The sequence below is a fragment of the Aquimarina sp. U1-2 genome (assembly GCF_017897595.1).
Classification (GTDB): Bacteria; Bacteroidota; Bacteroidia; order Flavobacteriales; family Flavobacteriaceae; genus Aquimarina.
This window is the reverse complement of the sequence record NZ_JAGKIK010000002.1, coordinates 133,385-158,566: the sequence shown is the minus strand read 5'-3', so window position 1 is coordinate 158,566 and position 25,182 is coordinate 133,385. Positions and strand designations below refer to the sequence as shown.

Here is a 25,182-nt window from a genome sequence, read left to right as displayed (position 1 = left end):
CAACCTGAGAATAGTCTCAATCAGATAAGAATACGGATACTTTGCAAAGGTAGCTGTCAAATAGTAAAACGATACACTTCAGGTATGACCTGATGCTCAAACAGCTTTACAGTCTTAATTTTATTGTCAATAATCTTATATACAATCACTAAATCTTGTTTTATGATTTCTCCTTTATTGAGATGGGGTGCGATAATTTGTACTGCTTTATTTTCTTCCACTATCCAGATGACTTCCATCGCGAAATTCCTGATCTTATTTAGAACGGATGACAGAATATCCAGAGCTACAAAAAATCTCTCTTTACCTACATATAAAAGATCTTCCCGGTTATTTTTACTGACCATAAACAAGACGTCATCACTGATAAAAGAGACCAGCAACAATTTATTATCCATTTTTATAGCGTTAATGCAGTTTTCAACGATGTTCAATGTGTTTGTTTTCATCACTTGATATCATTCATTTTTCACTCTAAATAAACTCTCAGCATCCAAACCATTTTTTCATGGTCTTTCATCATGCTTGTAAAAAAATCACTGGTACCTGCATCATGGTATTTTTCCTGGCAAGTTTCCAGGTTGCTTCGTAAGTGATTGATAATTAATTCGTGATCATAGACGAGGTTTTGAAGCATGCTCCTAGCATCTCCATTATCCTCTTCATGTTCCTCAAGCCGCGTGAGTTTAGAGAATTGCTTGAGCGTACCTATAGCATAATGTCCTAAGGCCCTTATTCGCTCGGCAATCTCATCAATTTTTTCTTCTAGGTCCCGATAATGCTCTTCAAACAACTCATGTAATGACTTAAACTGCATACCTCTGACGTTCCAGTGATACTTACGAGTTTTTGTGTACAATACATATTCATCAGCCAACAGATGATTCAGCAATTCTACTGAGCCAAAGCGGTCTTTTTCGGTTAATCCAGTATTTAGTTTTTCCATAGTTTATCATTTTGATACTCACAATCTACAATGAATACATTTCAAGGATTGAGCATTTATCAAACTGTTTGTGGCACTTTTATTCCTTTCATCTATGAACATTATCAAAAGGTGAGTAATGCTTTTAATGCCCACGAATATTTAGTTTTTCAAACCCGATGGGATTCATAGTTATCCTCAAAGTATCTCGGCTAATAATAGAAAGGTAATATCTCTTTTAAATGCAAAATCACCCTGTAGCTGCTTAAGACGGAAGTAAAGATTATATGACTGCAGCCTAATAAAAAAGCATACAGATTTTCAATTTTTTTTACAAACTCAATAATTTCTTGTAGTCCATTTCATTATCAATATCCAGTACATTAACAGATGAACCTATTCCAGTTACATTCTTTAGCTTAGTATTAAGAAGTCTTTTAGCTCCAACATCTTCTTTAAGTTCTTTCAGCAAGTGAAAAGTATTATAGACGAAAAGTGCAGGAACCCCAATTCTAAGCCTATAATTAGTTCCAACAGCATCTTGCTCTTTCTCTATGAAAGTTTCAATCAATGCAGTGTAATGTGCAGTAGTGATTAACGGTTGGTCAGAAAGCACGATCATTAAAGCTTCTAAACTAGGATGCACAGCCATTAGCTCTCTCACTCCTTTACCTATTGAAGTGCCCATACCATCCCTCCAGTTTCTGTTTTGCACTACCATTACACTGGCAGGAATAACTGGAGTCAATTCCTGGTTGTAAGCCCCGGTTACGACTAAAATTTTCGATAGTCCAGTTGCTATTATCTTATCCAGCACACCTTCAATAAATGTTTTACCTTGAAATGGCAATAACTGCTTAGGCCTGCCCATTCTGCTTGAAGACCCTCCAGCCAGTACAATTACCCCGATACTTTGTTTAACCAAGCCTAAATCCATCACTTTGCCGCAAAAAATTTATCATGAATATTGGTCTTTTTGTATAGCAAGGGAGCTGCGGAATGACTTGATAGTATGGCTTGTATCTCAGCCAAAATAGAAACAGCAATCTCTCCTGGCAGCTCACCTCCGATATCCAGTCCAGCGGGTGCTCTTAGAGAAGAATCTAGCCAATCCGGAAGGATTTCCATATGTTCTATCACTTCAGATATCAAGCTGTCCCTGCGCCGTTTCGGACCCAACAGACCTAAGTAGGGCATATCGTTCAACTTAAATAGTTGTAAGAGGTAAGACAAATCTCTACTGTAGCTATGTGTCATTAGCACTACGGCAGTTTGTTCATCAACTCCTATGTTTATATGAAGTTCCTCGGGTGCAATGTTGATGATTGAATATGGATCCTGTGGTTTTGATGGAAGAGGATTTTGCGGATGGCCAATCAAAGTAACCTGAAACCCGACCTCTGCAGATATTTTAGCCAGTTTAAATGCGTCTGATTCACTCCCTATGATATGAAGTTGGCGAGAAGGCAGTATACTTGAAGTAAAAACCCCTTCCTTACTTTTCTTGTCCAACTCAAATTTGCAAATCGATTTTTGCCAGTCTGCTGAAAAACGCTCCTCTTTATCAAATTGGAATACCGATCCCATCACTTCTCCTTCAAAACGACTGGTAATTTTCCAAGGATGCCTATGTTTGAAAGCCTGAAAATAACATTTCCAAAAGGCGGTATCCTTAGGAATATCAAAGGGCTCGATCAAAATATAAAGTGTTCCATTGCAGCCGAGGCGATATCGTCCATCATATTCAATCAGTACTGGTTCTCCCGATATGAATACCTCTTTTGATCGCCTAATTACTTCTTTTTCGATGCACCCTCCACTTATTGCACCAACGGCTCTACCATTTTGACCTATGAGCATGCGGGCTCCTGGTTTTCTATAGGAGGAACCTTCTGTTTTAACAATAGTTGCTAAAACAAAAGATTCATTCCAGACATATGCGGTATGTATTATTTCATCAAGCTCTCTCATAGTACTAAAATCTTAAGTAAGTAGTGAAAACAACATTATGGATATCATTTTCAACCGAATCGAAAAAATCACCTTTATAAAGCGCAGAGTAGAACAGTTCGAAACTTACAAAGGCGTTGACGGCCCATTCTGCTTCAATACTGGGAAGCATTCCCACATAACGTTCAGTACTGATTCCATCCTCCCCCGTAATAGAGGAAAATGGTAATCCCGCAGCATTATAAATAATGTCATTTTTGCTTTGCCGCCATAGCCAAGCATTCTCAATGTTGACAGCAAATCCATTTGACAAGGTCAGTCGATAAGAAGGATGAAAAGTGTAGAGATTGCTAAAATTAATAAGCGCGGCACGACTTAAATAGCCCAAAGCCGGATAAATAGGATTGAAGGTTCCCAAATCATTATCCCTACTGCCATCGCCACTGAACACATTGGCTTTAATGCCGAACCGATGCTCAATATTTTTAGTAGTGTTCCAAAAATGATCGGCATTCAAACTCACGGAATATGCATTGATATTGAGATTCTGGAAATCGCCAAACTGGTAATTAGCTTCTGCATCCACATCATATCCACGCTCTCCAACGGATTGGTATAAAAAGCGTAAACCCAATGTATGTCTTTCTTCCTGTCCCGTCAAGTTTTGATACACTACATTTGGTCTGCCCAGGCCAGCATAATAGAAATCCAACACTTTTGTATGTTCCCCCGAGCCAAGGTCTAAGCTACTGTACACTCCATATAACTCATTATCCCCAAATGCTTCATTATCAAATACACCATCTTCAATAAATACCTCCTTTAAATAAAAGATATTGGAGTTCCAGATTCCGTTAGCCAAGCCTAACCTCGCACCATCATAAGACAACCTCATATTAGGGGGTCCTTCACGAACTGAAAAAAAACGCCCTGAACCTAAAAACATGGACTGTCTGCCCATTCTCAAATAGCCTTGGAAGGAATTTGTACCGAAATCCAGCTCATAAAACAATTGCTGAAAGGTCAGGTCATCCTCATCAAGAGAACTTATAGAAGCTTCATCTCCCACTCTCCAAGCGTTCACCAATTGTGCAAAAAGGCGATGATTTTTTAAATGGAAATCTGTATGAATCAATAACCGCTGGTCCCAGAAGTATTCGTTCTCGGTTTTTGTTTCTTCTCCATCTGTCGCTGTTCTTAGATAAACAAACTCACTTCTGGAGTTACCACCAAGAGAAAGATAAGAAGTCCCTTCTTCATTAAGTTTAATGAATTTGATTTTTTCCCAACCATTTATTTTCTCAGCGTTTTTGAGGTAATCAAACTCATCCATATATCTTATCATATTAAACCTACGCTGGATAAAAAGCTGACCGTGTATTTCATTCACCTCTATTTCATCTTCTTTTTGTGGTTCTTGGCTATAACTCTCATTACAAAACGCTATTGATAGGGATATAAGAATTCCTCTACCAAACTTACTTAGACCTTTCATGCTTTGATATTTTTGGACTTTTAAGCTTAGGTAATCGTCATCCCAAGTAGTTTCTCAGGTTTATAGGGTAATGATCTCAAGCGCACCCCAGAAGCATGGTATATGGCATTCATAATTGCGGCTTGTAAACCAACACCACCTAGCTCACCAACCGATTTTATGGCTAATGGGTTAGCCTTTTTATCATCATAAGGTAAAAATGACAAATCTAAATCCGGTATATCGGCCTGTACCGGCATGTGATATCCTCCTAAGTCAGCATTTATATATCTACCTGTCGTTAAGTCTCTTTCTGTAGCCTCTTGCATGGCCATTCCAATAGCAAAAACACAGCCTCCAACAAGTTGAGAATGTGCAGTTTTTGGATTCACAATTTTCCCTGCATCGTAGACTCCAACCACACGATTAATCTTTGCCCAGCAAGTGATAGGGTCTATTTCTACCTCTACAAAATTAGCACCAAAAGAGTAAGAAGAATATTTGAAACGGTCTGGCCCAGGTGCAGAGTCAACGCTGGTTTCTATAAAGCGCCTTTGACTTCTTTTTACCACTGCTACAAAGCTATCCGTATCATTACCTAGTGTCATAACACCTTTGGATACTTGTACCGCATTAGCATCCTTTTTATATAATGGCGACTGAGGGTCTAAGACGGCAAGTTCAATAAGGTAATCTTTAAGTTTATTACAGACCTCCATGACAGCGGTACCAGTACTCGCCACTGTAAATCCGGCAACGGAAGGCGGGGATTTAGGGTACACTGTATCCCCCATTTTAGCCTTTATTTTTTCGATTGGATAGGACATAGCATCAGCGGCTATCTGACTAACGATGGTATACGTTCCCGTACCAATTTCATGCGTTGCCGACAACACCTCCAGGGTGCCATCTTCATTCAATCGTGCTTTTGCTGATGCAGCAACCCTTAGCGTTGGATATGTAGAACTGGCTACACCATAACCGATTAGCATACCATTTTTCCGCATACTTCCTATTTTGGAGTTACGATTTTTCCAGCCAAACTTTTCAGCTCCCTTATCAAAACATTCCATCAGGTACTTAGAAGACCATGGGATATTAAAGTCCAGATTAATCTCAGCATTATTCTTTCTGCGAATTTCAATAGGATCAATGTCAACCTCATAGGCTAGCTCATCAATCATGGATTCCAATAGAAACATTCCACTGGACTCACCCGGAGAGCGCATTGGTACCGACCCACTGATATAGTTTCGAGCGGCCATCATGTTAGCTCTCATATGTTTATTATTGTACATGTGCCTTGGGGACATAACAGTAGTTTCGTAAATAGTATTTTGGAAACTTGGAGCTTCTGCTGTAGCTTCAATATCCACAACATTGATGGTGCCATCTTTCTCGGCTCCCATTTTGACTTTACTATAAGTAGCTGAGCGAAAACCTACGACCCCAAATAATTGTTTACGAGTGAGCTCCATCCTAATTGGTCTGCCGGTTTCCTTTGCGGCAACAGCTGCAATAGCGGTATGTGGAGCAGTAAGGCCTTTTCCGCCAAAAGCACCGCCCACATAGGTAGAAATCACACGTACTTTTTCTTGCGGTATACCAAGCATCTCCGAGACTCCTTTTCTATGGCCAAATACCCAAGCACTGGGCTCATAAATAGTCACAAAATCATTATCCCATATAGCAGTGGTACCATGTCTTTCCATCGGGTTATGATGCATCGTTTGAGTGGTGAATTCCCTTTCAATCTTTACCGTACTATCGGAAAAGGCTTTATCAGGTTCTCCACGTTCATACTGACCTTCAACAACTTCATAAAGCAATTCTAATTCCTCACCTTTTTCAGGGTTTGGGTGTTCTTCAAAAAAAACAGGGTCTTTTGAATACAATACTTTAATTAATCCTGCAGCTTCTTGAGCTATCTCGAAAGTTTCGGCTACAACCAATGCAACATATTGCAGGTCATAATAGATATTCTCATCCTGAAGGGGAACGTGGGTTTGCTGACCACTGTCGTCACTGGGCAGAAAAGCAGAAACCCGTGTACCCGTTTTATACAATCGAGGCATGTTCAAATGGGTAAAAATTTTGATGACTCCCTTTTGATTGGACGCTTCCTCTGTATCTATTTCAATAATCTTTCCTTTTGTAATGGTAGCTGAAAGCAAGTAACCATAGGATAGGTTATCTACTTCTATATCATTACAATATTTTGCTTGTCCGGTTACCTTAGCTCTGCCATCTACCCGGTTCTTTGGTTGACTAATTTGTTCCATAAGGAGTATTTTTTGCCATTATCATTGTTCGTACTAATATTCTTTCGAGCAGCCGTACCTTAAACTTGTTGTGCTTACCAGTTTTTGCCCCTTGTATTGCAATGGCCGCGGCTTTTTTGAAATTTTCCACGGTAGCCATTTTTCCTTTTAAGAATTGCTCCGCATTCTTGAACCGCCAAGGAATGGTGCCGACACCGCCTGCTGCAATACCAGATTCATTTATCAAATTGTCTTTTAAATTGAATGCAACAGCACCTGAAATCAAGGCGAATGCGTATGATTTTCGGTCTCTCACCTTTAAATAGGCAGAATGTGTGAAGCCAGGCTCTAATGGTATTTCTACAGCGGTTATTAGTTCACCTTCTTTTAGGTAGGTAATCTTTGTACTTTCATTTGAGGGGATGTGATAAAACTCGCCAAGGGGCATTTTCCGTGCCTCTTTTTTACCTTGTAGGATTACATTGCTGCGGAGGGCCAGCATACCTACTGCCATATCTGAAGGATGTGGGATGTTGCAGCTATTGTTTATTCCAAAAATAGCATTGCTACGATTGTCTCCTTTCTCCGTAGTGGTAGGACATACCGCATTTTGGGTTCTTCTACCACATGCAGATGATAAATCGTAAAAGTGGGGACATCTGGGTTCCTGCATCAGGTTTCCGCCTATCGTGGCCATATTTCGTATTTGTTGTGTTGCCCCTTTGGTTATACTTTGAGTGACTAATGGAGCATTCTGCAAAACGAGTGCTGCCTCTGCAGCCGCAGTGTTCGACACTAAAGCTCCTAATCGAATACTGTTCCCTTCTTTTTTGATTTCTTTAAAGGGAATGGACATTATGTCAACCAAATAATCCGGGCGTTGTATCCCTACTTTCATCATGTCTACAAGGTTGGAACCTCCCGCGATGTAATAGGCATTTTTGTGATTACTTTTTTCCTTTATGGCATCTTTTGTGCTGTTAGCGACAGTGTAGTTAAAATGTTTCATGAATTACATTTTTTTTGCTGTGGTTTCTACTGCTTTTATGATATTCGGGTAAGCTCCGCAGCGACAGATGTTACCACTCATATACTCCCGGATTTCCTCAGTGTCTTTCGCATGTCCCTCATTGATACAAGCGACTCCGGACATTATCTGTCCTGAAGTACAATACCCACACTGAAAAGCATCATGCTCAATAAAAGCTTCTTGTAGGGGGTGAAGTTGGTCACCATCCGATAGCCCCTCTATGGTAGTGATTTCATCATTCTGATGCCTCATGGCCAAGGTTAGACAAGAAAGTTTCCGTTCTCCATTGATATGAACTGTACATGCTCCGCAATGGCCTGCATCACACCCTTTTTTCGTTCCGGTGAGGTTAAGGCGATACCTTAACGTATCTAGAACACTTGCCCTCGGGTCAATTTCTAGTCTTTCTTTTTTTCCATTTACCGTAAGTACAATTTCAACAGCCTTAGGAATCTCAAATACTTTTTCTTGTTGGTTCGGACCTATGGTAGAGCCGAGTAGCGGAAGAGCGGCCACACCTGCAGTGGCAGTCCCAGAAATTTGCAAAAAATTTCTACGGCTTAATCCTTGTTTCTCTTCGTTTTGCCCTTTATTTTTCATGTAAAGTAAATTTTAATCTGGTGGTTTCTTCCTAAGCAATTTCGCTTTTTAATAAAAAATGATATGGTACATTTCAAACTAATCATGGTACTTTTCATGAAGCCCATAACTAACCAAGATAAAAAAGCCCACCAGTGGAATGATCTTCAAACATTTAACAGACTGCTTTGAAGTATTATTTATCCAGCCACTTTCAGAAAATCGTCAAATAGCCTCTTGCCGATTTTGCTTTGTGAGTAATTGTTGCGGTTAAGTCTTTCTTCTCTGTTTATTTTCTGCTAAGTATAGGCTTTGATTTGTAAAGAAACCCATTTATCAATCGTTCACTACCATTACTTTTATCGCCTCTCGATTATCCATCGCTGCGTACCCTTGAGGCACGTCGTCGAGGGATACCTCAAGATTCAGTACCGGTGCAGGATCAATCCAACCATTAACAACATCATTCATAAGCTCTGGAATATAATTTCGTACTGGTGCTAGACCACCAGAAAGCCGAATATTATTCGCAAACAAATACCCCAAGTCCAATGGATTATCTCCATGGGGTGCGCCTACATAGCCGATGGCACCCCCGGGTTTTGTAATTTTAACAGCTGTTTGCATAGATACATCTGTCCCTACACATTCTAAGGTGTATTTTACACCGTGCCCCGTTAGTGATTTTATTTCATCGATGGCTTCTTCTCCTCGTTTTTTCACTATGTCAGTAGCTCCGAATTTTCGACCTATCGCAATACGCTCATCGTGACTACCTAACAATATAATTCGCTCCGCCCCCAGTTTCTTGGCAGATAGCACAGCACATAAACCAACAGCTCCATCCCCAACCACAGCTACCACACTTCCTGGTCTTACGCCTGCGCTGAAAGCTGCGTGATACCCTGTGCCCATTACGTCTGTGAGGAGCAGAAGTGATTTTAGTAAGTTTCTATCATTATCAGCATTACCCGGAATTTTCACAAGAGTAGCATCTGCAAATGGTGCGCGTATTGCCTCTGCCTGGCCACCATCGTTCTCACCACCCCAAAAACCTCCGTGGTAGCAAGAGGTGGGGACTCCATCCTCGCAAGCTTCACATTTGCCATCAGAAAATGCAAACGGAGCCAATACGCGGTCTCCCTTTTTTACTGTCTTGACTTCTGCACCTACTGCTTCTACAATACCCATCCACTCATGACCCGTGCGATAACCCTCTTGCCAATGAGGCCAGTAGCCTCTATAAAACCAAAGGTCTGACCCACATATACACGAGTGAGTGATGCCAACTATAGCATCGGTAGGTAAAACAATCTCGGGATCTGGAACCGTACCAATTCTAATATCTTCTTTTCCGTAATAAAGTGCAGCTTTCATAGAATTATTTTTTTAATTTAACCATGACCTATAAGTAAAACCAAACGTACCTAACACTTGATGTTGAGTACTAAGATATACGGTAATTGGATTAGCATATGAGTAGTTTTCTAACAGATGATGGTACTTTTGCTCTGTATAGGTGAAAGGAAAAAGGGCTTACTAAAAGCCGCTTTAATAAACGAAAGAGTGGAAATGTACGCTACACCTCTATTCTAGAAAAGTACCATAACGAGGCGTCATTTGTAAAACTACAATGAGTCACTTATTTCCTGGTGATACCAAGTTTCTTTAAACGATGTTCCAACGTAGTAGCTTTCATGTCGAGGAGTGCAGCAGCGCCATGCCTTCCACTAACACGCCATTTGGTTTTATGCATTACCATTTCTAGGTATTCTTTTTCAAGAATTTCTTTTTTACGCTTGATATCTTCCATGGTTATGTCTTCTAAATTCTCTTGCACAATTCCAAAACTTTCGGACATACCTAGCCTATCAAGGTATACATTCCCTGGTTGCAGGTTGAGCTTTTCATGACGTTGTGTAATGAGTGCTTGTTGGGTTAGGTTTTGAAGCTCTCGCACATTCCCTGGCCATTGATAATCCAACATGACTCGTTCGCTTTCCTTTGTAAAACCTTTGAATGTAAACCCTAATTTTTTCGAAAAACGCTGAGCAACTTCCTTGGCAATCAACAAAATGTCATCACCCCTGTCACGTAAAGGAGGTAATTGTATTGAAAAAACGCTTAAGCGATAAAAAAGATCTAGACGAAAATTTCCTAGTTGGGTTTCTTCTTCAAGTCTACGATTGGTCGCAGCAATTATTCTAAAGTCAATCTTTTTTAACTGATTGCTACCCATTCTTTCTACTTCTTTTTCTTGAATTACACGCAACAGTTTTGCCTGAAGGTCAAGTGGCATTTCTCCAATCTCGTCTAGAAAAATAGTTCCTTTATCAGCTAGTTCAAACTTACCCACACGGTCTTTGATAGCCCCGGTAAATGCTCCTTTCACGTGTCCGAATAACTCACTTTCTACTGTATCTTTTGGAATAGCAGCACAGTTAACCTTTACTAAGAGGTGTTCTCTTCGAGGTGAGTTCTCGTGAATGGCCTTTGCTACCAACTCTTTGCCGGTACCAGTTTCTCCTAAGATAAGTACGGGTATGTCTATGGCTGCTACTTCGCGCACTTGTTGAAATACCCTTTGTATGGCCAGGCTTTTGCCAATGATGTTTGAAAAGCTATTGCCGGGTTGTAGCTCCTCTTGCAAATAGCTTTTTTCTTCTGCCAACTTTTTGTTGAGTTCTTTAATCTCATCGTAGGCCAGTAGTTTTTCAAATATCAAAACCAATGAGGGGTGTAAACGCTCCATTAGTTCGATATGCTCTTTGGCATAAACATTTTCAGATTTACTGTAGAAAGCAATATAAAGTATCCTTTTTTTGGCAATGGGAAAAGGATAGACCATCATACTTCGATGACCAAAAACATCGTACATCGCCTTTTTGATAATATTCTTTTTAAGTGCTGTAAAAAACTCCTCTTTGTTCAATACCAAAGGCTTAGTGGCCATATCTTTTGCAAGTTGCCCTTGCAGCTCTTTTCTACTAAGTTTAGTAAGTTTAACAAAGGTGAAGATATCGATATCGCGATATTCATTAGGACCAATACACTCAAAGCCCAAGTTTGGAAGCCCGGGAATATCATGTATCATGCCGAAGGAAATAAAGTGAAAGGGAATGCATGATTGTAGAATCTTTGCAAAACCTAGTAATTTGTCTTTCCACTCAATTCCTTCTGTTAATGCATTGATAACACTCAGCTGCAAGGTTTTTTCACGATCTCGTTCCTGAATGTCCTCGTTAGCTATAATATTGCTCAGTGCCACAGTCATTTGATCAGTGATGGATTTAAACAAGGATTGTTGCCCATTAAATGCATTTTCCTTTCTGCTCCAAAAATAAAGTAGACCGATATTTTTCTTTCCTTTTTTGAGTGTAGCGGCAATAACACTTTTAAAATCACGGATATCAGGATTCTTAAAATGTGGATGTTCTAGCAGGTCAAAAATTTCAGTTCCCATCAAAATATGCTGGTTTTTAATAATACTCTTGGTAGTACCGCTCATTGGTAGCCAACCCGTCAGACCGTTTTCTTTTAGAGTCAAATTAATACCTACTTCGTAACTATAGTCGACTATAAGATCACGTTCCCTTTGTAAGTCTATGTCTAAATGGAACAGCCCGGCATCATCAAAGGGAAATACTTTTTGCAGTTTGTCAAAAATGGCTTTGACCAGTTCGGGCCCGGTGGTGATGTTGGCAATGCTCTCGGTAACGGCCAGCAGGTCTTCGGTCTTTTTCTTTTCTTCCATCAATGCTTCATTGGCCAGTACGTTGCTTACCGTTACAGCCAACTGGTCGGCAATGGCCTGGAAGAGGGAAAAGTCTTTTTTGGAATAGGTGCCCGTTTCTTTGGAATCGAAGACTAAAAAGCCAAAAGTTTCACCAGACATACGCAACGGGGTATGTATGAATTCTTTTAAACCCTCGTCTTCCATAACAGCTAGAAATCCCACAGGGAAGTCTTTGAACTTCTTATAATTCTCAATGGTCATCACCTCAGTTGTCGAAAGTAGATGCTCAACGAGACTGTTCATTGGCTGCCAAAAATGGAAATCTTTTTCTATCAGGCCAGACAGTGTCGATGTGGAAAAATGTCTTTCAATAGAAATGTCTTTCCACTGGGTATTGTCCTCATTTACGATGACAATGGCCAAATCATCCATCGGTAACAGTTTACCTATCCTTTCGGTGATGAGGTGAAAGAGTTGGTGGCGTTGGCTTACGTTCACAAGTGCCTCACTGATGCCCAGCAGCTTTTCGGTGAGTTGTTTTTCCTTGATAAGCCGAGCATTTTCTTTTTCAAGCTTCTCAACCTTTTTCAAATAATTTTCTTCATGCATGTTGATGACTGGTATCTATTTCAATTACTGTAGAAATATAATAGTTATTCACCTAAAAATTGGGAATTTCACCATTAAATTAATCGTTATTTTGGGTTTTTACTCTACTAAGCAATTACTTCAAATTCAAAATACTGATAATCAATTTCTTATATAATATTTGAAAGCTGGTATAAACTTCGATTATGCTTTGGTATGAATAAATCAATTAATGCAATAGATACCTTGAAACTCGATGAATTTGTAGATCACATTCGTGGAGAAAAGTATGTGTACCAGAATTTGATCTTCCCGTGGGGACAAAATGGGTTTTATACAGATACACTTGATGTTTTTAGTACATCTTATAGCCAGTTGCCAAAAGTTTATGTTCAGGATTTTTACTTTTTATACATTTTGAAGCATGGGCGTATTGTTAAGTTTAGTCAAGCCAAAAAAGTAGATTTACAGGGAAAAAATCTCTATGTATCTTGTCCCGGCCAGATGAAAAACTGGAAAGCTGTGGAAAATGCCGAAGGCTACATCCTTGTGTTTTCAAAGGGTTTCTTAAAAAATCTAAGATATAACAAAAACATGTTGACCGAATTTCCTTTTCTTGTTTTCCCAGATAAGATTAATTACTCTGTACAGTCTAAAGATTTTGAAAAATGCTTAGATGTTTTAGCAAATATATATGAAGCGTATATCCGAAAAGAAGCATACGATTATGAATTGATTCAACTTTGGGTAACAGAATTGCTAATCAGAATAAAAAAATATAACGACAAGAATAACAGAGAACATTTAGGTGATGATAGTGCTAATGAAACATCAGTAGGTCCAAGATTTGTACAACTACTCGAAGACCATTTTACCCAAGGCATTAAAAAAAAATTAGTCACTAATAAAGGAGTAGCAGAGTTTGCAAAAGATCTCAACGTGCACCCCAATCATCTAAACAGAGAAATAAAAAAACACTATGGTAAAAGCACAAAAACAGTAATTATCGAGCGATATTTATTAGCAGCTAAGTGCTTGATTTTGCAGACAGACTTAACAATACAAGAAATCTGTTATACACTAGATTTTAATAATCCTCCCTATTTTGGTCGGTTTTTTAAAAAGTATACAGGAATGTCTCCATTACAATTCAGGAAAAAGAATAGTAAATTAGTTTAAGGCGTATTTAAAATTAAATATTTAACTGATATTAATTTATTTTCAGAGTTTCCTTAACCTTATTTTGAACTTTATCATCTTTTGCTGTTCTCCATCTAGTAAATGATTGTGAGATTATCTCTAAGTTATTCAGTATAAAGGGTGCCAAAGACATGGTCAATATAGATACCGCTAAAAAAATTTGGTAATTGGTCTCAGTAATCAGTCCATATTCCTGTCCCGTTTTGGATATTACAAATGAAAATTCACCGATCTGTGCCAATGATAAACCCACTGCAAAAGATACTTTTAATGGCATTTTTAAGAACCTAGCAGCAAGTGTACCAGCAATTATTTTAACGATTACAATGAAACTGAACCAAAACAATATTCTAGGAAACTGCTCAAGAAAAGTATGATAATCTAACAACATTCCCATAGCAATAAAAAAGAACCCTATAAATACATACCGAAAGGGCATAAAGCTTGAAACCGCCAAACGACTATACTCTGTTTCTGCAATAATTAACCCAGCTATAAATGCCCCTAGAGCTAACGAAAGCCCTAACCATGAGGTGAAAAGTGCGATACCCGTTACAATAAAAATACTGGCTACCAAAAAAACCTCCTGACTAGGTTTTCTCATTACGAGAGATAAAAATTTTGGAATGACATATTTCGCCAGTATCCATGCTAATAATGCAATGGCTCCTAACTCTAGTAATAAAAGCCCCATCTCCAATACGGGGCTTCTTCCTTCACCCGCTAAAATAGGTGTGAACAGCATAAAAGGGACTATCACAATATCCTGAAACAGTAACATGGCCAAAATGACCTTTCCTGTCTGGGTTTCTAACTTAGATTGGTCTTGAAGTATTTTTACTACTATTGCGGTGCTACTTAGTGCAGTGACGAAACCCCAGAATATACTTTCTTCGATAGTTCTACCAATGCAATAGGTAAGAACTGCAGTAATGGAAATGGTAAGCAGTACCTGTAATGTGCCTCCTAGAAGGACGAATTTTTTTATTTTTTTCAGATTACCGAATGAAAATTCCAAGCCTACTGTAAATAGCAAAAGGATAACACCAATCTCCGCATAAGTTTCTACTTCGTGTGCGCTATTCATAATTTCAGAGGTGTTTGGGCTCAACAGAATACCTGTTGCTAGATAACCAATAAGATGCGGAATCTTTAAAAAATTACAAAACACGATGATGACCGTGGTAACACCAAATAAGATGAAAATATTGAGTAGGATATGAATTTCCATAACAATTGATTTAAAGGTGAAAGCAAAGATATCCTACCATTCAAAAGTTTGCATTGTTGAACCTCCTTGTCGAAAAGGGTGTAGTTTGGATAAGATTTTATCGTGATCTGCTGAAGTTCTCCATTGTTGGAGATGGTTCATATTATCCATTTCCAACAACAATACTGAACTATCTTTTTCTTGCAAATCTTTGATTACTTTGACCTCAATAAACCCTTCGTGTTTTGAGGCAAGTGAATGCAACTCGTTAACCCACTCTGAGAAATATTTTTTACCAGCTTCTGAGAGAGAATGTTTTACTATTACGTGTATCATTTTTTTATAAAATTTTAATTTCTAAAGCAAAATTAAAGGGTTAAAAGAGCATTTGCTTGGTAGTTTTCAAAGTAGCTCTGGTACTTTTTAAATTTGACAAAAGAATCTGTTGTTAACAAGTATAACACTCAGAAACCTCGACAAGCGATTGCTCATAAAATTGCTATGCTTTTTCAAAGTGAAATACTATCTTGAACGAGTGAATAAAGAAGTAATCGTTTTTAAAGATATAGCGGCCTTGCTAAAGGGGCTTAAAAGTATCAAACCGAAGTACGAACATTTTCAAATCCATCGATTTGAGGATGTTCCTGATTCGCAGGTCAATGAAACCAAGATTTTCAGAAGTAATTGCTATGTAATGATTCTTCTATTGCAAGGTGAGGCCGATTATAAAATTGGACTTCACAACTATTATATGTCTGCTGGGTCTTTGTATTTTTTAGGGCCTAAACACCTAAGACACTACAGAAGGGAAAAGAACAACTGGAAAGGATTTGTTTGCATTTTTACCGATGAGTTTACTACAGCCACGAATCTACCCAACCATTTTGCAGATTACCCTTTCTATTCTTTAAAAGGAAATCAAAAACTACAACTTCGGGAGGAAGAAATTGTGGGTTTTCAGAAAAGGATAAATGCGCTATACCTTACTTTCAATAGTGGAAAATTAGACAATTGTTGGCACCAACTACATATTATTCTGAACGAGGCCAAAGATTTATATTATCAAAAATTCAATGAGGAAGTACACGAGCCTGAAGCCGATTTGGTGATTCAGTTCAACTCAGAGCTAGAAAGCCATTTCTTCAATATTGCCAGTGGAAACGTAGAGCATTTGTATTCCGTAAACGACTTTGCAGGCCGCCTTTATGTTCATCCCAATCATTTGAGCAAAATCCTTAAAAAGTATACTGGGCGAACGGCTGGTCAAATTATACGCGAGCGGGTGATCGTTGAGGCTAAATCGCTGTTACAATCAACAGAAATGTCCGTATCTCAGGTAGCCTTCACACTCTGTTTTAATGATACCTCATACTTTACTAAATACTTTAAGAAATCTGTGGGTATGACCCCTATTAAGTTTCAGGAGAAACATAATAATAAATAGGACACTCCAAAAAAGTGTGATATATCGAATTCACCATTATCTATCTTTACTACAAGAGCAGTACTATTCAAAAGTATAAATCCTCAAGACTCTTAAAACTTACCATTACTGCTTTGAAAACTACCATCATACCAGGTATAGTTAAAAATACCTTTGCATAGAATGTAGAAAGATTTAAGTCAAAGTGTAATCTTAACATATAAAATCATGAAAAATAAAAAGAAAATGGTGTGGTTCATTACAGGAGCCTCAACAGGTTTTGGAAAAGAATTGGCCAAAGTAGCGTTGAGTGGAGGTGATAAAGTAGTCGCTACCTTTAGAAATCAAGAACAAATAGCTGCTTTTAACAAATACTATCCGGGCCAGGCCGTTGGCGTACATGTCGATGTTACCAAGCCGGAGCAGGTCGCTGGAGGAATCGAAAGGGCAATCTCAGAGTTTGGTCGAATTGATGTGTTAGTGAACAATGCCGGCTACGGCTCATTGGGCAGTTTGGAAGAAGTTGAAGAGGACGAATTGAAATATCAATTTGAAGTAAATGTTTTTGGTGCTGTAAGGCTGACCAAAGCTGTCTTACCTTACATGCGCAAGCAACGCTCTGGCCATATTATTAACATTACCTCAATTGGAGGTTTAGTTAGTTATCCCGGTGTTAGTGTATACAATGGAAGCAAATTTGCCCTGGAGGGTATTGGCGAAGCACTGGCAATGGAGGTAGCGCATATAGGTATTAAAGTAACAAATATTGAGCCGGGACCTTTCAGAACCGATTGGGCCGGTCGTTCAGCCAGCTATCAGAAAGTTACCATTCCCGATTATGAAAAAAGTGTGGGGCAACGTCTGGAATCGATTAAGGAAATTGATGGTAAACAAGAAGGCGACCCTGAAAAAGCTGCAAAAGCTATTTTTCAAGTTACCAGACTAAATAATCCCCCCTTACACTTGCCACTCGGTGCCAGTGCCTATAAAGATGCTTATGAGAAGTCCGAAAACCTACGCAAAGAACTTGATAGCTTTCAGTATTTGGGACTGCCCACTGATTTTAAAATGGAAAAGTAACTGGTGTAAAAAACATAAGAGCATCTTCAGGAATAGAAAAGCCGCTTAATAGCGGTTTTTTTAATGAAAAGTACCAGACACACTTTAAATAGTACCAAACATAAGGTTATAGGTCAACATACCTTTATGGTATACAAAAAATACACAATTATGAATAGAAATATTGAACCTTGCGAAAACACCTCAAAGCTCTATTTGATATTTGCTTCTCTAGGAATGGAAAATAACGTTAAAGACCAAATATTTGAGCTTTGGGAGAAAATGCTCAAAAAGATGAGTGCAGTCAAAACAGGACTTTCTTCATTCTTTCAAAATGATTTTAACAAAATGCTTCTGGCAACCGTAGGCTATATGTTTATTTCAGTAGTTCTTATGTTGACCGCATTTGCTTTAATTGTTTATTAAAATGAAAAATACATTAAAAATAACTGTTTTAACTTGGGTAGGTATCTACCCATTGATAACCCTTTTATTGTTTGTTCTCGAGGACTGGCTCAACCATTTAATTATGCCAATCAGGACATTAGTACTTACAATAGTGCTGGTACCCTTGATGACTTATTTAGTGATGCCTTTACTGCGAAATCTTTTTCAAAAGTGGTTGAACAGAGCAGATACGGAAAAAGATTCAGCTTAAAATTTGATCCGCAGCATCATCTAATACTTCTTTATCAAAGTCTGCGAAGTAGGCTTCCGTGGTATAGTAGTTTGTGTGGCCAAGCATATCCCCAATTTGTGCTTTGGATACGCCTTTGTGCAAACCTGCCGTGGCAAAAGTATGTCGGGCAACGTAGGTAGTAAGTTTGGTGTCCAAGCCAATCTCTTTTCCTATAGCATTCAATCGCCTGTTGTGGTTTCGCATCCTGCTTTGGTAAACAGCATAAATACGTCTTTCATCTTCCTGATTAATCACATCATCCAATATTGGGAACATCAGATTGGTCTTGACTTTTCTTTTAGAATAGTGATTAATGATTTGTTGTGATTCCTCAGTAATCTTGATATTGAACTCTTTAACACTATTTCCTCTTTTAGTTTTCCTCCTTTTGTATCGGATCCTTCCGTCTTTAATAGCATCAGTAGTTAAAAAGGCAAGGTCAATGAAATTCATTCCTCGCATGTTGAACATAAACAAGAAATAGTTACGATGATGCCATAAAGGTGATCCTATTTGGTAGTTTAGCTTTCTGATGTCATTAATGACATCCAGTTTCACAGCTCGTTTATTCGCTTTTTCTCTTTTTATTGAATATCCTCCTCTCCCAAATGGATAGTCATTAGCTGTAAGCTCTGTTTCTTTATCTTTCACTGCCAGGTTGAAAATTCTCCTTATAGCACGGAGATGGACTCCTAAGCCATTGATTTTGTTGCCGCTTCCTATATAGTCTGCTTCTAAATCTTCCAGAAATGTTTCGTCAATATCTGAAAGTAGTAACCTGTCATTGCCGTAAAACTTTAATACCACGCGAACTGCCTCCTTAAAAGAATTTACCATACCGAAGCGATTTGCTTTTTCATAGCGAGCCACTACTTTTTCGCAATAGGTTTTAAGAGTGGTTTTGTTTGATTTGGAAGAGGGCAATGTATCTATTTGAGGAAGTTTCTCTTTATCCTGTTCTTCAAATCTTGCATTGATCAGGTTGGCTATATCATCTGAAGAAAGCTGTTTCAGGATAGTAAAATGTTCAGACAAAACATCTCTTGCCAAGGAAACTTTTTTCTGTACTCTTGCATTGGCTTTTACTGAATTAGGGTAGCTACTTTTGATTTGCTTTCCTTTTTCATCCCAATCCTTAATCTTCAGTATATATGAAGTTTTGAGGTAATTAGCCTTTCCCTTATGAGACAGTCTAATGACTAGAGGTTTGCTATCTACTTTATTGTATCTGGGATCTGGCATTAAGGTCAACTTGGCCATATATTTCGTATTTTGCTTCTAGTCTAAAATACAAAAATGAAATAGCTCAAAGAAGTGATTTTGAACATTTTTTGAACACTTTTTACGGTTTCTGATGGTATTTTGCAGTTCATAATAGTCCTAATATTATTACAATATATTTGATTATCAAATAGTTATGAATTATTATAAATCAAGAAAAACCATAAGTCTACTTACTCATAATCAGGGGGTCCTTGGTTCGAGCCCAAGTGGGACCACTTTTAATAATCAAAGAGTTACGATTGCAAAATTTCGTAACTCTTCTTGTTTTGAACACTTTGCCCATTTTTTGCGCTCGTTTACCAAAGGCTAACTTCAATATCTAAACAAATTACGAATGATAAAAGGTAACTAAAGCCATTTACACCAACCTTATATCATCTTTAAATAACATATGAATATACTCTGCGTGCACCTCGGCATGATGTTTATGTTCTAAACAATGAAAAAGTAGATGAATCAAGCCATAATCACCTAGTGTATCACGATATTCGTATTGCTCCTTATTTTTTACCCATAGAATAAAACAACACAAGTGACCAATTTCTCCTAATTTCTCAGGGTCTTTTAAGCATTCGCGAAATTCTTCAATATCCATAAGCGCATACTCGTTATACTTTTGCTTACAAGAATTATAATCAAAGGTATGCCTGTAAAGTTGTAATTTTCTATTTTGTATTTCATATTTAATACCACTCATAACATAAAAATCAATTGCATTAGGTATTTCTATAGTCATTACAGATACGATTCGGTTCTTAATAATTCAGCAAAACATATAGAACTGGTTTAAACTTTTTTGATTTAAGCGAAAATTGAAAAAAGTTTAAACCAGTTCATACCATGACTTTAAAAGATACTACAATAAAAGGTGAAAAAAGACTTAAACTTCTCATAAAATTATTTAGAGAATTTGGAAATATTCCAATACAAAGATACAAAATTTGGAAATATTCCAAACCATGAATTCAATAATATTTGGTATTTATATTACTAGTATACCTCAAATAAACTATTGTTTTTCAGTATCTTACACTCATAAATATGGCATATTTGTTAATAAAACCTAATAAGTTTATTTTTCAAATTCGAAATTGCCATTTACATTTATCCAAATATTTTAATGTTTTCTTTGGTATGTTTTTTGGGGAAAGAACTACAAGAATCCTATAATTGAAATACAAATTAAATCGTGTATTATGCAGTATAAAGTCATAGATGCCAAAAGCCAATATTTTGGCAAAGTATTAGATTTCCAATCCTGCTCTACTTTGAGTGATTTGGGAGGAGTGCTCTTAAAAATAGGAAGAAACAAAGTTTCTCTTTTTAAATTTAACGAAGTAGAATTGGTGTAACCGTTTTACGACAGGCTGGTTGATCCTAATGCTGCTATTCTTTTAACATATTTACCTATCACATCGAATTCTAAGTTTACTACAGTACCTACAGAAAAGGTATTGAAATTAGTATGTGTATACGTATATGGGATAATAGCAACACTAAATTCATTTTTTTTAGAATTTACAACCGTTAGACTCACTCCATTAACCGTTATAGAACCTTTTTCTATAGTAATATTGTTTAGCTCGGCATCATATTCGAATGTATAATACCAACTACCATTAGCTTCAGAAACAGCAGTACACCTTGCAATTTGATCTACATGACCTTGTACAATATGTCCATCTAGTCGGTCGCCTAATTTCATACCCCGCTCCAAATTGACAACATCGCCTTCTTCAAGATGTGTCAGGTTCGTTTTATCCAATGTTTCTTTAATAGCAGTTACGGTATAGGTATCTTCATGTATAGAAACAACAGTAAGGCAAACACCATTATGAGCAACGCTTTGATCAATTTTTAATGCTGAAGTAAATCCCGATGTAACGGTAATATGTAAATTTTCCTGATCAGTTTTTAAGGCTACGATTGTTCCTAATTCTTCGATGATTCCAGTGAACATAAATGCAAATTATTTAGTTAAATTTGTACTCTTGAAGGTTGAAGTTCTATTTTAGACTTCAAAAATACTGATAAAGTAGTTTATTAATGAAGAAAGAAGAAAAAATAAAGGTAGGGATTTCTATTGGAGACCTGAATGGTATAGGAAGCGAAGTTGTGCTCAAAACTTTTGAAGATTCGCGAATGTTGGATTTCTGTACTCCGGTCATATTTGCATCGGTTAAAATTCTCTCCTTTCTTAAAAAACACTATAAAATTAGTGCCAATCTGCATGGCATAGAGACAACTTCTCAAATTCTTGAAGGTAAAATAAATGTTTTAAATGTCTGGAAAGAATCCATAGCTATTAATTTTGGTGTCGAGGATGAAAAAATCGGGAAATACGCTATACGATCATTAAAAGCTGCTACCCAGGCGCTTAAAAATGAAGAGATTGACATATTGGTTACAGCTCCTATTCATAAACACAGTATCCAATCTAACGATTTTCAATTTCCCGGTCATACAGATTATCTGGATCAGGAGCTTGAAGGAAACAGCCTCATGTTTATGATCAGTGATGATCTTAAGATCGGATTGTTAACAGATCATGTAGCAATTAAAGATATAGCCAATACTATTACACCCGAACTAATTATACAAAAAATTAATACAATACACCATGCCTTGAAGCAGGATTTTGCTATTTCTAAACCCAAAATTGCCATTTTAGGCATTAATCCACATAGTGGAGATAACGGTGTAATTGGCAAAGAAGATGATGAAATTTTAAAACCTACCATTCAAAAAATTCAGGAATCAGGAAAGCTAGTATACGGTCCATATGCTGCCGATAGCTTTTTTGGGTCTGATACGCATACTGCTTTTGATGCAGTAGTGGCATCCTATCATGATCAAGGGCTCATTCCATTTAAAACACTTTCTTTTGGAAAAGGTGTCAATTACACTGCCGGGCTAGATAAAGTGCGCACATCACCCGATCATGGCACTGCTTTTGAAATAGCAGGTAAGCATAAAGCAGATCATAGCTCTTTCGAAGAAGCTGTTTTTGCAGCATTAAAAATTTATAAAAACCGAAAGGAATATGCCGAAATCACTAGAAATCCATTAAAAAAACAACCACGAAAACCACAAAATAAGGCCTGAGGTATGAGGTATCAGGTTAGAGAATCTTCTCACAACTCACATCTGCCAGGGGCAGAGACCTCACAGCGAAGCGCCCTCACCACTATTTTGCTACCAGTTTAATATAATTTTGCTTACAAAAAGGTTTTCATAATGATTTTTTAGTATCTTTGCACCCGCCTTTATCAAATTGGTACGGGCACTTGAAACTGATGATGAAATGATGCAACTTAAAGAGTATACTATTCCTTTTGTTGGACTGAAGCAGGGATTACACCAGTTCGAGTACGAAATCGACAATACGTTCTTTGAACATTTTGAGTACGACGAATTTAATGCAGCTGCGGTAAAAGTTGATTTGGAATTTACCAAAAAAACCACCATGCTGGAACTACAGTTTAACGTTACCGGAACCGTAAATATAAATTGTGATCTCACCAATGAGTCTTTTGATTTGCCAATCGAAAATGATTTTCTTTTAGTAGTCAAGTTTGGAGAAGAATACAACGATGAAAATGAAGAACTTCTTATCCTTCCTCATGGCGAATATGAAGTTAACGTGCAACAATATATTTACGAGCTTATTGTTTTGGCTTTGCCTCAAAAACGAGTTCACCCCGGCGTAAAAGATGGAACATTACATTCAGATATTCTCAAAAAATTAGAAGAGCTAAGTCCAAAAGAAAAAACAGAAAATAATGACAACAAGGAAACTGATCCTCGTTGGGATAAATTAAAAAACTTATTAAACGATAAATAAAGCTAAGCAATGGCACATCCTAAGAGAAAAATCTCCAAAACTAGAAGAGATAAAAGAAGAACACATTATAAAGCTTCTGTACCACAAATTGCTACAGACCCTACAACAGGAGAGGCACATTTATATCACAGAGCGCATTGGCACGAAGGTAAATTATACTACCGTGGCCAAATAGTTATCGATAATACCGAAGAGGAAGTGGCATAGGCTTACAGTTAAAATTTCAAAGAGCTCTCACAAAACGTGAGAGTTTTTTTGTTTTTAGTTGAATATATGTCAAAATCCGATTATTTTGCCGCATATTTGTGTATAATTTAGTAATTTCAACGACTTTTTAGGTAGTATTCGTGCTATAGTTCGTGAATTAAAACTAAGATATGAATAAAATCACAGCCGCTATCACTGCTGTAGGCGCATATGTGCCAGACTACGTATTAACCAATGACATACTAGCAACAATGGTTGATACGAACGACGAATGGATAACCTCTCGTACAGGGATAAAAGAACGTAGAATACTCAAAGACAATACCAAAGGAAGTTCGTTTTTAGGTATCAAAGCCGCTGAAGACTTAATTGCCAAAAAAAATCTTGATCCCAAAGAGATCGATATGGTCATTTTTGCTACAGCCACCCCCGATCTTCCGGTTGCTGCAACTTCGGCATACGCAGCGTCACAAATTGGAGCTGTTAATGCTTTTTCTTATGATTTACAAGCTGCCTGTTCTAGCTTTTTATATGGAATGTCTACCGCTGCCAGTTATATAGAAACCGGACGATATAAAAAAGTACTTGTGATTGGAGCCGATAAAATGTCATCGATCATAGATTATACAGATCGTACTACGTGTATCATCTTTGGTGATGGTGGTGGAGCGGTGCTATTTGAACCTAATGAAGAAGGGTTCGGTCTTCAAGATGAATATCTTCGAACAGATGGTATCGGAAGAGAGTTCTTAAAAATTGAAGCTGGAGGTTCACTACTTCCCCCTACTGAAGAAACCGTTGCCAAAAGACAACATTTTGTGCAACAAGACGGAAAAACAGTTTTCAAATACGCTGTATCCAATATGGCCGACGCCAGTACAAAAATCTTAGATCGTAATCATCTTACAGGGCAAGATGTAGACTGGTTAATAGCACACCAAGCCAACAAACGTATTATTGACGCTACTGCCAATAGAATGGGACTAGACGATAGTAAAGTACTCATGAATATTCAAAGGTATGGTAATACCACTTCGGCTACGTTACCTTTATTATTACACGATTACGAAAAACAACTCAAAAAAGGAGATAAAATTGTATTTGCCTCATTTGGTGGAGGTTTTACCTGGGGTTCTATTTATCTTAAATGGGCCTATAACTCCTAAACAACTAAACACACAATACCCAACATTATGGATTTAAAAGAAATTCAGAATTTAATTAAATTCGTGGCCAAATCAGGGGCGAGCGAAGTAAAGTTAGAGATGGATGACGTTAAAATTACCATCAAAACCACATCAGACGATAGTAAAGAAACTACCTTCGTACAACAAATCCCAATGGGAAGTGCAGCAGTTACTCCTCAACCAGTAGCACCTGCTCCGGTTGCAACACCTGCATCACCATCGGCTCCGGCAACGCCTGCAGAGCAAAGTTCTGAAGACGATTCGTCGAAATATATAACAATCAAATCACCTATAATAGGAACATTATACAGAAAACCATCGCCCGATAAACCTATGTTTGTCGAGGTTGGTGATACCGTTAAAGAAGGGGATGTACTTTGTATCATCGAAGCTATGAAACTTTTTAATGAAATCGAAAGTGAAGTTTCAGGAAAAATTGTAAAGGTACTGGTTGATGATTCTTCTCCTGTAGAATTTGATCAACCGCTTTTCTTAGTAGACCCATCATAACCCCGTTTTAAAATTCCAATAGATAAATCCCAAAAT

At 37.7% G+C, this 25,182-nt stretch carries 25 protein-coding genes; 10 read left to right on the top strand and 15 right to left on the bottom strand.

Annotation, left to right across the window (positions count from 1 at the left end; all coding sequences use genetic code 11):
• Nucleotides 1-56: 56 nt before the first annotated feature.
• The 10 genes from J8281_RS03485 to J8281_RS03440 all read right to left on the bottom strand — a co-directional run bounded on the left by J8281_RS03485 (nucleotide 57) and on the right by J8281_RS03440 (nucleotide 12,564).
• The gene (locus tag J8281_RS03485; RefSeq protein ID WP_210196205.1) at nucleotides 57-449 is read right to left on the bottom strand and encodes a hypothetical protein; all 393 of its coding nucleotides are present in this window, start codon (nucleotides 447-449) and stop codon (nucleotides 57-59) included.
• A 20-nt stretch (nucleotides 450-469) separates the two neighbouring features.
• Nucleotides 470-946 carry a Dps family protein gene (locus tag J8281_RS03480; RefSeq protein WP_210196204.1) on the bottom strand — a complete coding sequence of 159 codons (477 nt, stop codon included), beginning with the start codon at nucleotides 944-946 and terminating at the stop codon, nucleotides 470-472.
• A gap of 310 nt (nucleotides 947-1,256) precedes the next feature.
• Nucleotides 1,257-1,862 (bottom strand): NTP transferase domain-containing protein, encoded by a 606-nt coding sequence (locus tag J8281_RS03475; protein ID WP_246848975.1) that lies wholly within the window; start codon nucleotides 1,860-1,862, stop codon nucleotides 1,257-1,259.
• Nucleotides 1,862-2,896, bottom strand: a complete 1,035-nt coding sequence (locus J8281_RS03470; protein ID WP_210196202.1) for an XdhC family protein — start codon at nucleotides 2,894-2,896, stop codon at nucleotides 1,862-1,864. Before J8281_RS03470 ends, J8281_RS03475 begins: the two co-directional genes overlap by 1 nt.
• A 4-nt stretch (nucleotides 2,897-2,900) precedes the next feature.
• Complete coding sequence (locus J8281_RS03465; RefSeq protein ID WP_210196201.1) at nucleotides 2,901-4,370, bottom strand: alginate export family protein; 1,470 nt, start codon at nucleotides 4,368-4,370, stop codon at nucleotides 2,901-2,903.
• A gap of 26 nt (nucleotides 4,371-4,396) precedes the next feature.
• Nucleotides 4,397-6,631, bottom strand: a complete 2,235-nt coding sequence (locus J8281_RS03460; protein ID WP_210196200.1) for a xanthine dehydrogenase family protein molybdopterin-binding subunit — start codon at nucleotides 6,629-6,631, stop codon at nucleotides 4,397-4,399.
• Nucleotides 6,618-7,619, bottom strand: coding sequence for a xanthine dehydrogenase family protein subunit M (locus J8281_RS03455; protein ID WP_210196199.1), 1,002 nt, complete (start codon nucleotides 7,617-7,619; stop codon nucleotides 6,618-6,620). Before J8281_RS03455 ends, J8281_RS03460 begins: the two co-directional genes overlap by 14 nt.
• A 3-nt stretch (nucleotides 7,620-7,622) precedes the next feature.
• Nucleotides 7,623-8,240, bottom strand: coding sequence for a (2Fe-2S)-binding protein (locus J8281_RS03450; RefSeq protein ID WP_210196198.1), 618 nt, complete (start codon nucleotides 8,238-8,240; stop codon nucleotides 7,623-7,625).
• A gap of 315 nt (nucleotides 8,241-8,555) precedes the next feature.
• Nucleotides 8,556-9,596 (bottom strand): zinc-binding dehydrogenase, encoded by a 1,041-nt coding sequence (locus J8281_RS03445; protein ID WP_210196197.1) that lies wholly within the window; start codon nucleotides 9,594-9,596, stop codon nucleotides 8,556-8,558.
• Between the two features lie 265 nt (nucleotides 9,597-9,861).
• Nucleotides 9,862-12,564: a sigma 54-interacting transcriptional regulator gene (locus tag J8281_RS03440; RefSeq protein ID WP_210196196.1), complete on the bottom strand. Its 2,703-nt coding sequence runs from the start codon at nucleotides 12,562-12,564 to the stop codon at nucleotides 9,862-9,864.
• Between the two features lie 195 nt (nucleotides 12,565-12,759).
• Between J8281_RS03440 and J8281_RS03435 the strand changes: the two genes are divergently transcribed.
• A complete protein-coding gene (locus J8281_RS03435; protein WP_210196195.1) occupies nucleotides 12,760-13,722 on the top strand; it encodes an AraC family transcriptional regulator in 963 nt (320 codons plus the stop codon).
• Between the two features lie 31 nt (nucleotides 13,723-13,753).
• On the opposite strand, the gene J8281_RS03430 is transcribed toward J8281_RS03435, so the two are convergent.
• Complete coding sequence (locus tag J8281_RS03430; protein ID WP_210196194.1) at nucleotides 13,754-14,974, bottom strand: cation:proton antiporter; 1,221 nt, start codon at nucleotides 14,972-14,974, stop codon at nucleotides 13,754-13,756.
• Nucleotides 14,975-15,007: 33 nt separating this feature from the next.
• Nucleotides 15,008-15,289: an antibiotic biosynthesis monooxygenase gene (locus J8281_RS03425; protein ID WP_210196193.1), complete on the bottom strand. Its 282-nt coding sequence runs from the start codon at nucleotides 15,287-15,289 to the stop codon at nucleotides 15,008-15,010.
• A gap of 178 nt (nucleotides 15,290-15,467) precedes the next feature.
• On the opposite strand from J8281_RS03425, the gene J8281_RS03420 reads away from it, so the two are divergent.
• From J8281_RS03420 to J8281_RS03410, 3 genes are all read left to right on the top strand, one after another.
• Nucleotides 15,468-16,397 carry a helix-turn-helix transcriptional regulator gene (locus J8281_RS03420; RefSeq protein ID WP_210196192.1) on the top strand — a complete coding sequence of 310 codons (930 nt, stop codon included), beginning with the start codon at nucleotides 15,468-15,470 and terminating at the stop codon, nucleotides 16,395-16,397.
• A 225-nt stretch (nucleotides 16,398-16,622) separates the two neighbouring features.
• The gene (locus tag J8281_RS03415; protein ID WP_246848957.1) at nucleotides 16,623-17,456 is read left to right on the top strand and encodes an oxidoreductase; all 834 of its coding nucleotides are present in this window, start codon (nucleotides 16,623-16,625) and stop codon (nucleotides 17,454-17,456) included.
• Between the two features lie 150 nt (nucleotides 17,457-17,606).
• The gene (locus J8281_RS03410) at nucleotides 17,607-17,861 is read left to right on the top strand and encodes a hypothetical protein (RefSeq protein WP_210196190.1); all 255 of its coding nucleotides are present in this window, start codon (nucleotides 17,607-17,609) and stop codon (nucleotides 17,859-17,861) included.
• A gap of 223 nt (nucleotides 17,862-18,084) precedes the next feature.
• Here J8281_RS03410 and J8281_RS03405 read toward each other — a convergent pair whose 3' ends face one another.
• Both J8281_RS03405 and J8281_RS03400 read right to left on the bottom strand, forming a co-directional pair.
• Nucleotides 18,085-19,374, bottom strand: a complete 1,290-nt coding sequence (locus tag J8281_RS03405; RefSeq protein WP_210196189.1) for a site-specific integrase — start codon at nucleotides 19,372-19,374, stop codon at nucleotides 18,085-18,087.
• Nucleotides 19,375-19,756: 382 nt separating this feature from the next.
• The gene (locus tag J8281_RS03400) at nucleotides 19,757-20,134 is read right to left on the bottom strand and encodes a hypothetical protein (RefSeq protein WP_210196188.1); all 378 of its coding nucleotides are present in this window, start codon (nucleotides 20,132-20,134) and stop codon (nucleotides 19,757-19,759) included.
• Between the two features lie 460 nt (nucleotides 20,135-20,594).
• Between J8281_RS03400 and J8281_RS03395 the strand changes: the two genes are divergently transcribed.
• Entirely contained in the window at nucleotides 20,595-20,750 is a 156-nt protein-coding gene (locus tag J8281_RS03395; protein ID WP_210196187.1) for a hypothetical protein, read from the top strand.
• A 5-nt stretch (nucleotides 20,751-20,755) separates the two neighbouring features.
• Here the strand turns inward: J8281_RS03395 and J8281_RS03390 are convergent, their stop codons facing one another.
• Nucleotides 20,756-21,358: a riboflavin synthase gene (locus J8281_RS03390; RefSeq protein ID WP_210196186.1), complete on the bottom strand. Its 603-nt coding sequence runs from the start codon at nucleotides 21,356-21,358 to the stop codon at nucleotides 20,756-20,758.
• A gap of 86 nt (nucleotides 21,359-21,444) precedes the next feature.
• Here J8281_RS03390 and pdxA point away from each other — a divergent pair, with 86 nt between their 5' ends.
• The 5 genes from pdxA (at nucleotide 21,445) to accB (ending at nucleotide 25,146) form a co-directional block, all read left to right on the top strand.
• Complete coding sequence (gene pdxA, locus J8281_RS03385) at nucleotides 21,445-22,503, top strand: 4-hydroxythreonine-4-phosphate dehydrogenase PdxA (protein ID WP_210196185.1); 1,059 nt, start codon at nucleotides 21,445-21,447, stop codon at nucleotides 22,501-22,503.
• A gap of 199 nt (nucleotides 22,504-22,702) precedes the next feature.
• On the top strand, nucleotides 22,703-23,242 hold the full coding sequence (locus J8281_RS03380) for a DUF177 domain-containing protein (RefSeq protein WP_210196184.1): 540 nt from the start codon (nucleotides 22,703-22,705) through the stop codon (nucleotides 23,240-23,242).
• Nucleotides 23,243-23,251: 9 nt separating this feature from the next.
• Nucleotides 23,252-23,449: a 50S ribosomal protein L32 gene (gene rpmF, locus J8281_RS03375; protein WP_024768393.1), complete on the top strand. Its 198-nt coding sequence runs from the start codon at nucleotides 23,252-23,254 to the stop codon at nucleotides 23,447-23,449.
• Between the two features lie 170 nt (nucleotides 23,450-23,619).
• The gene (locus J8281_RS03370; RefSeq protein WP_210196183.1) at nucleotides 23,620-24,615 is read left to right on the top strand and encodes a beta-ketoacyl-ACP synthase III; all 996 of its coding nucleotides are present in this window, start codon (nucleotides 23,620-23,622) and stop codon (nucleotides 24,613-24,615) included.
• Nucleotides 24,616-24,642: 27 nt separating this feature from the next.
• Nucleotides 24,643-25,146 (top strand): acetyl-CoA carboxylase biotin carboxyl carrier protein, encoded by a 504-nt coding sequence (accB, locus tag J8281_RS03365; RefSeq protein WP_210196182.1) that lies wholly within the window; start codon nucleotides 24,643-24,645, stop codon nucleotides 25,144-25,146.
• Nucleotides 25,147-25,182 lie beyond the last annotated feature (36 nt).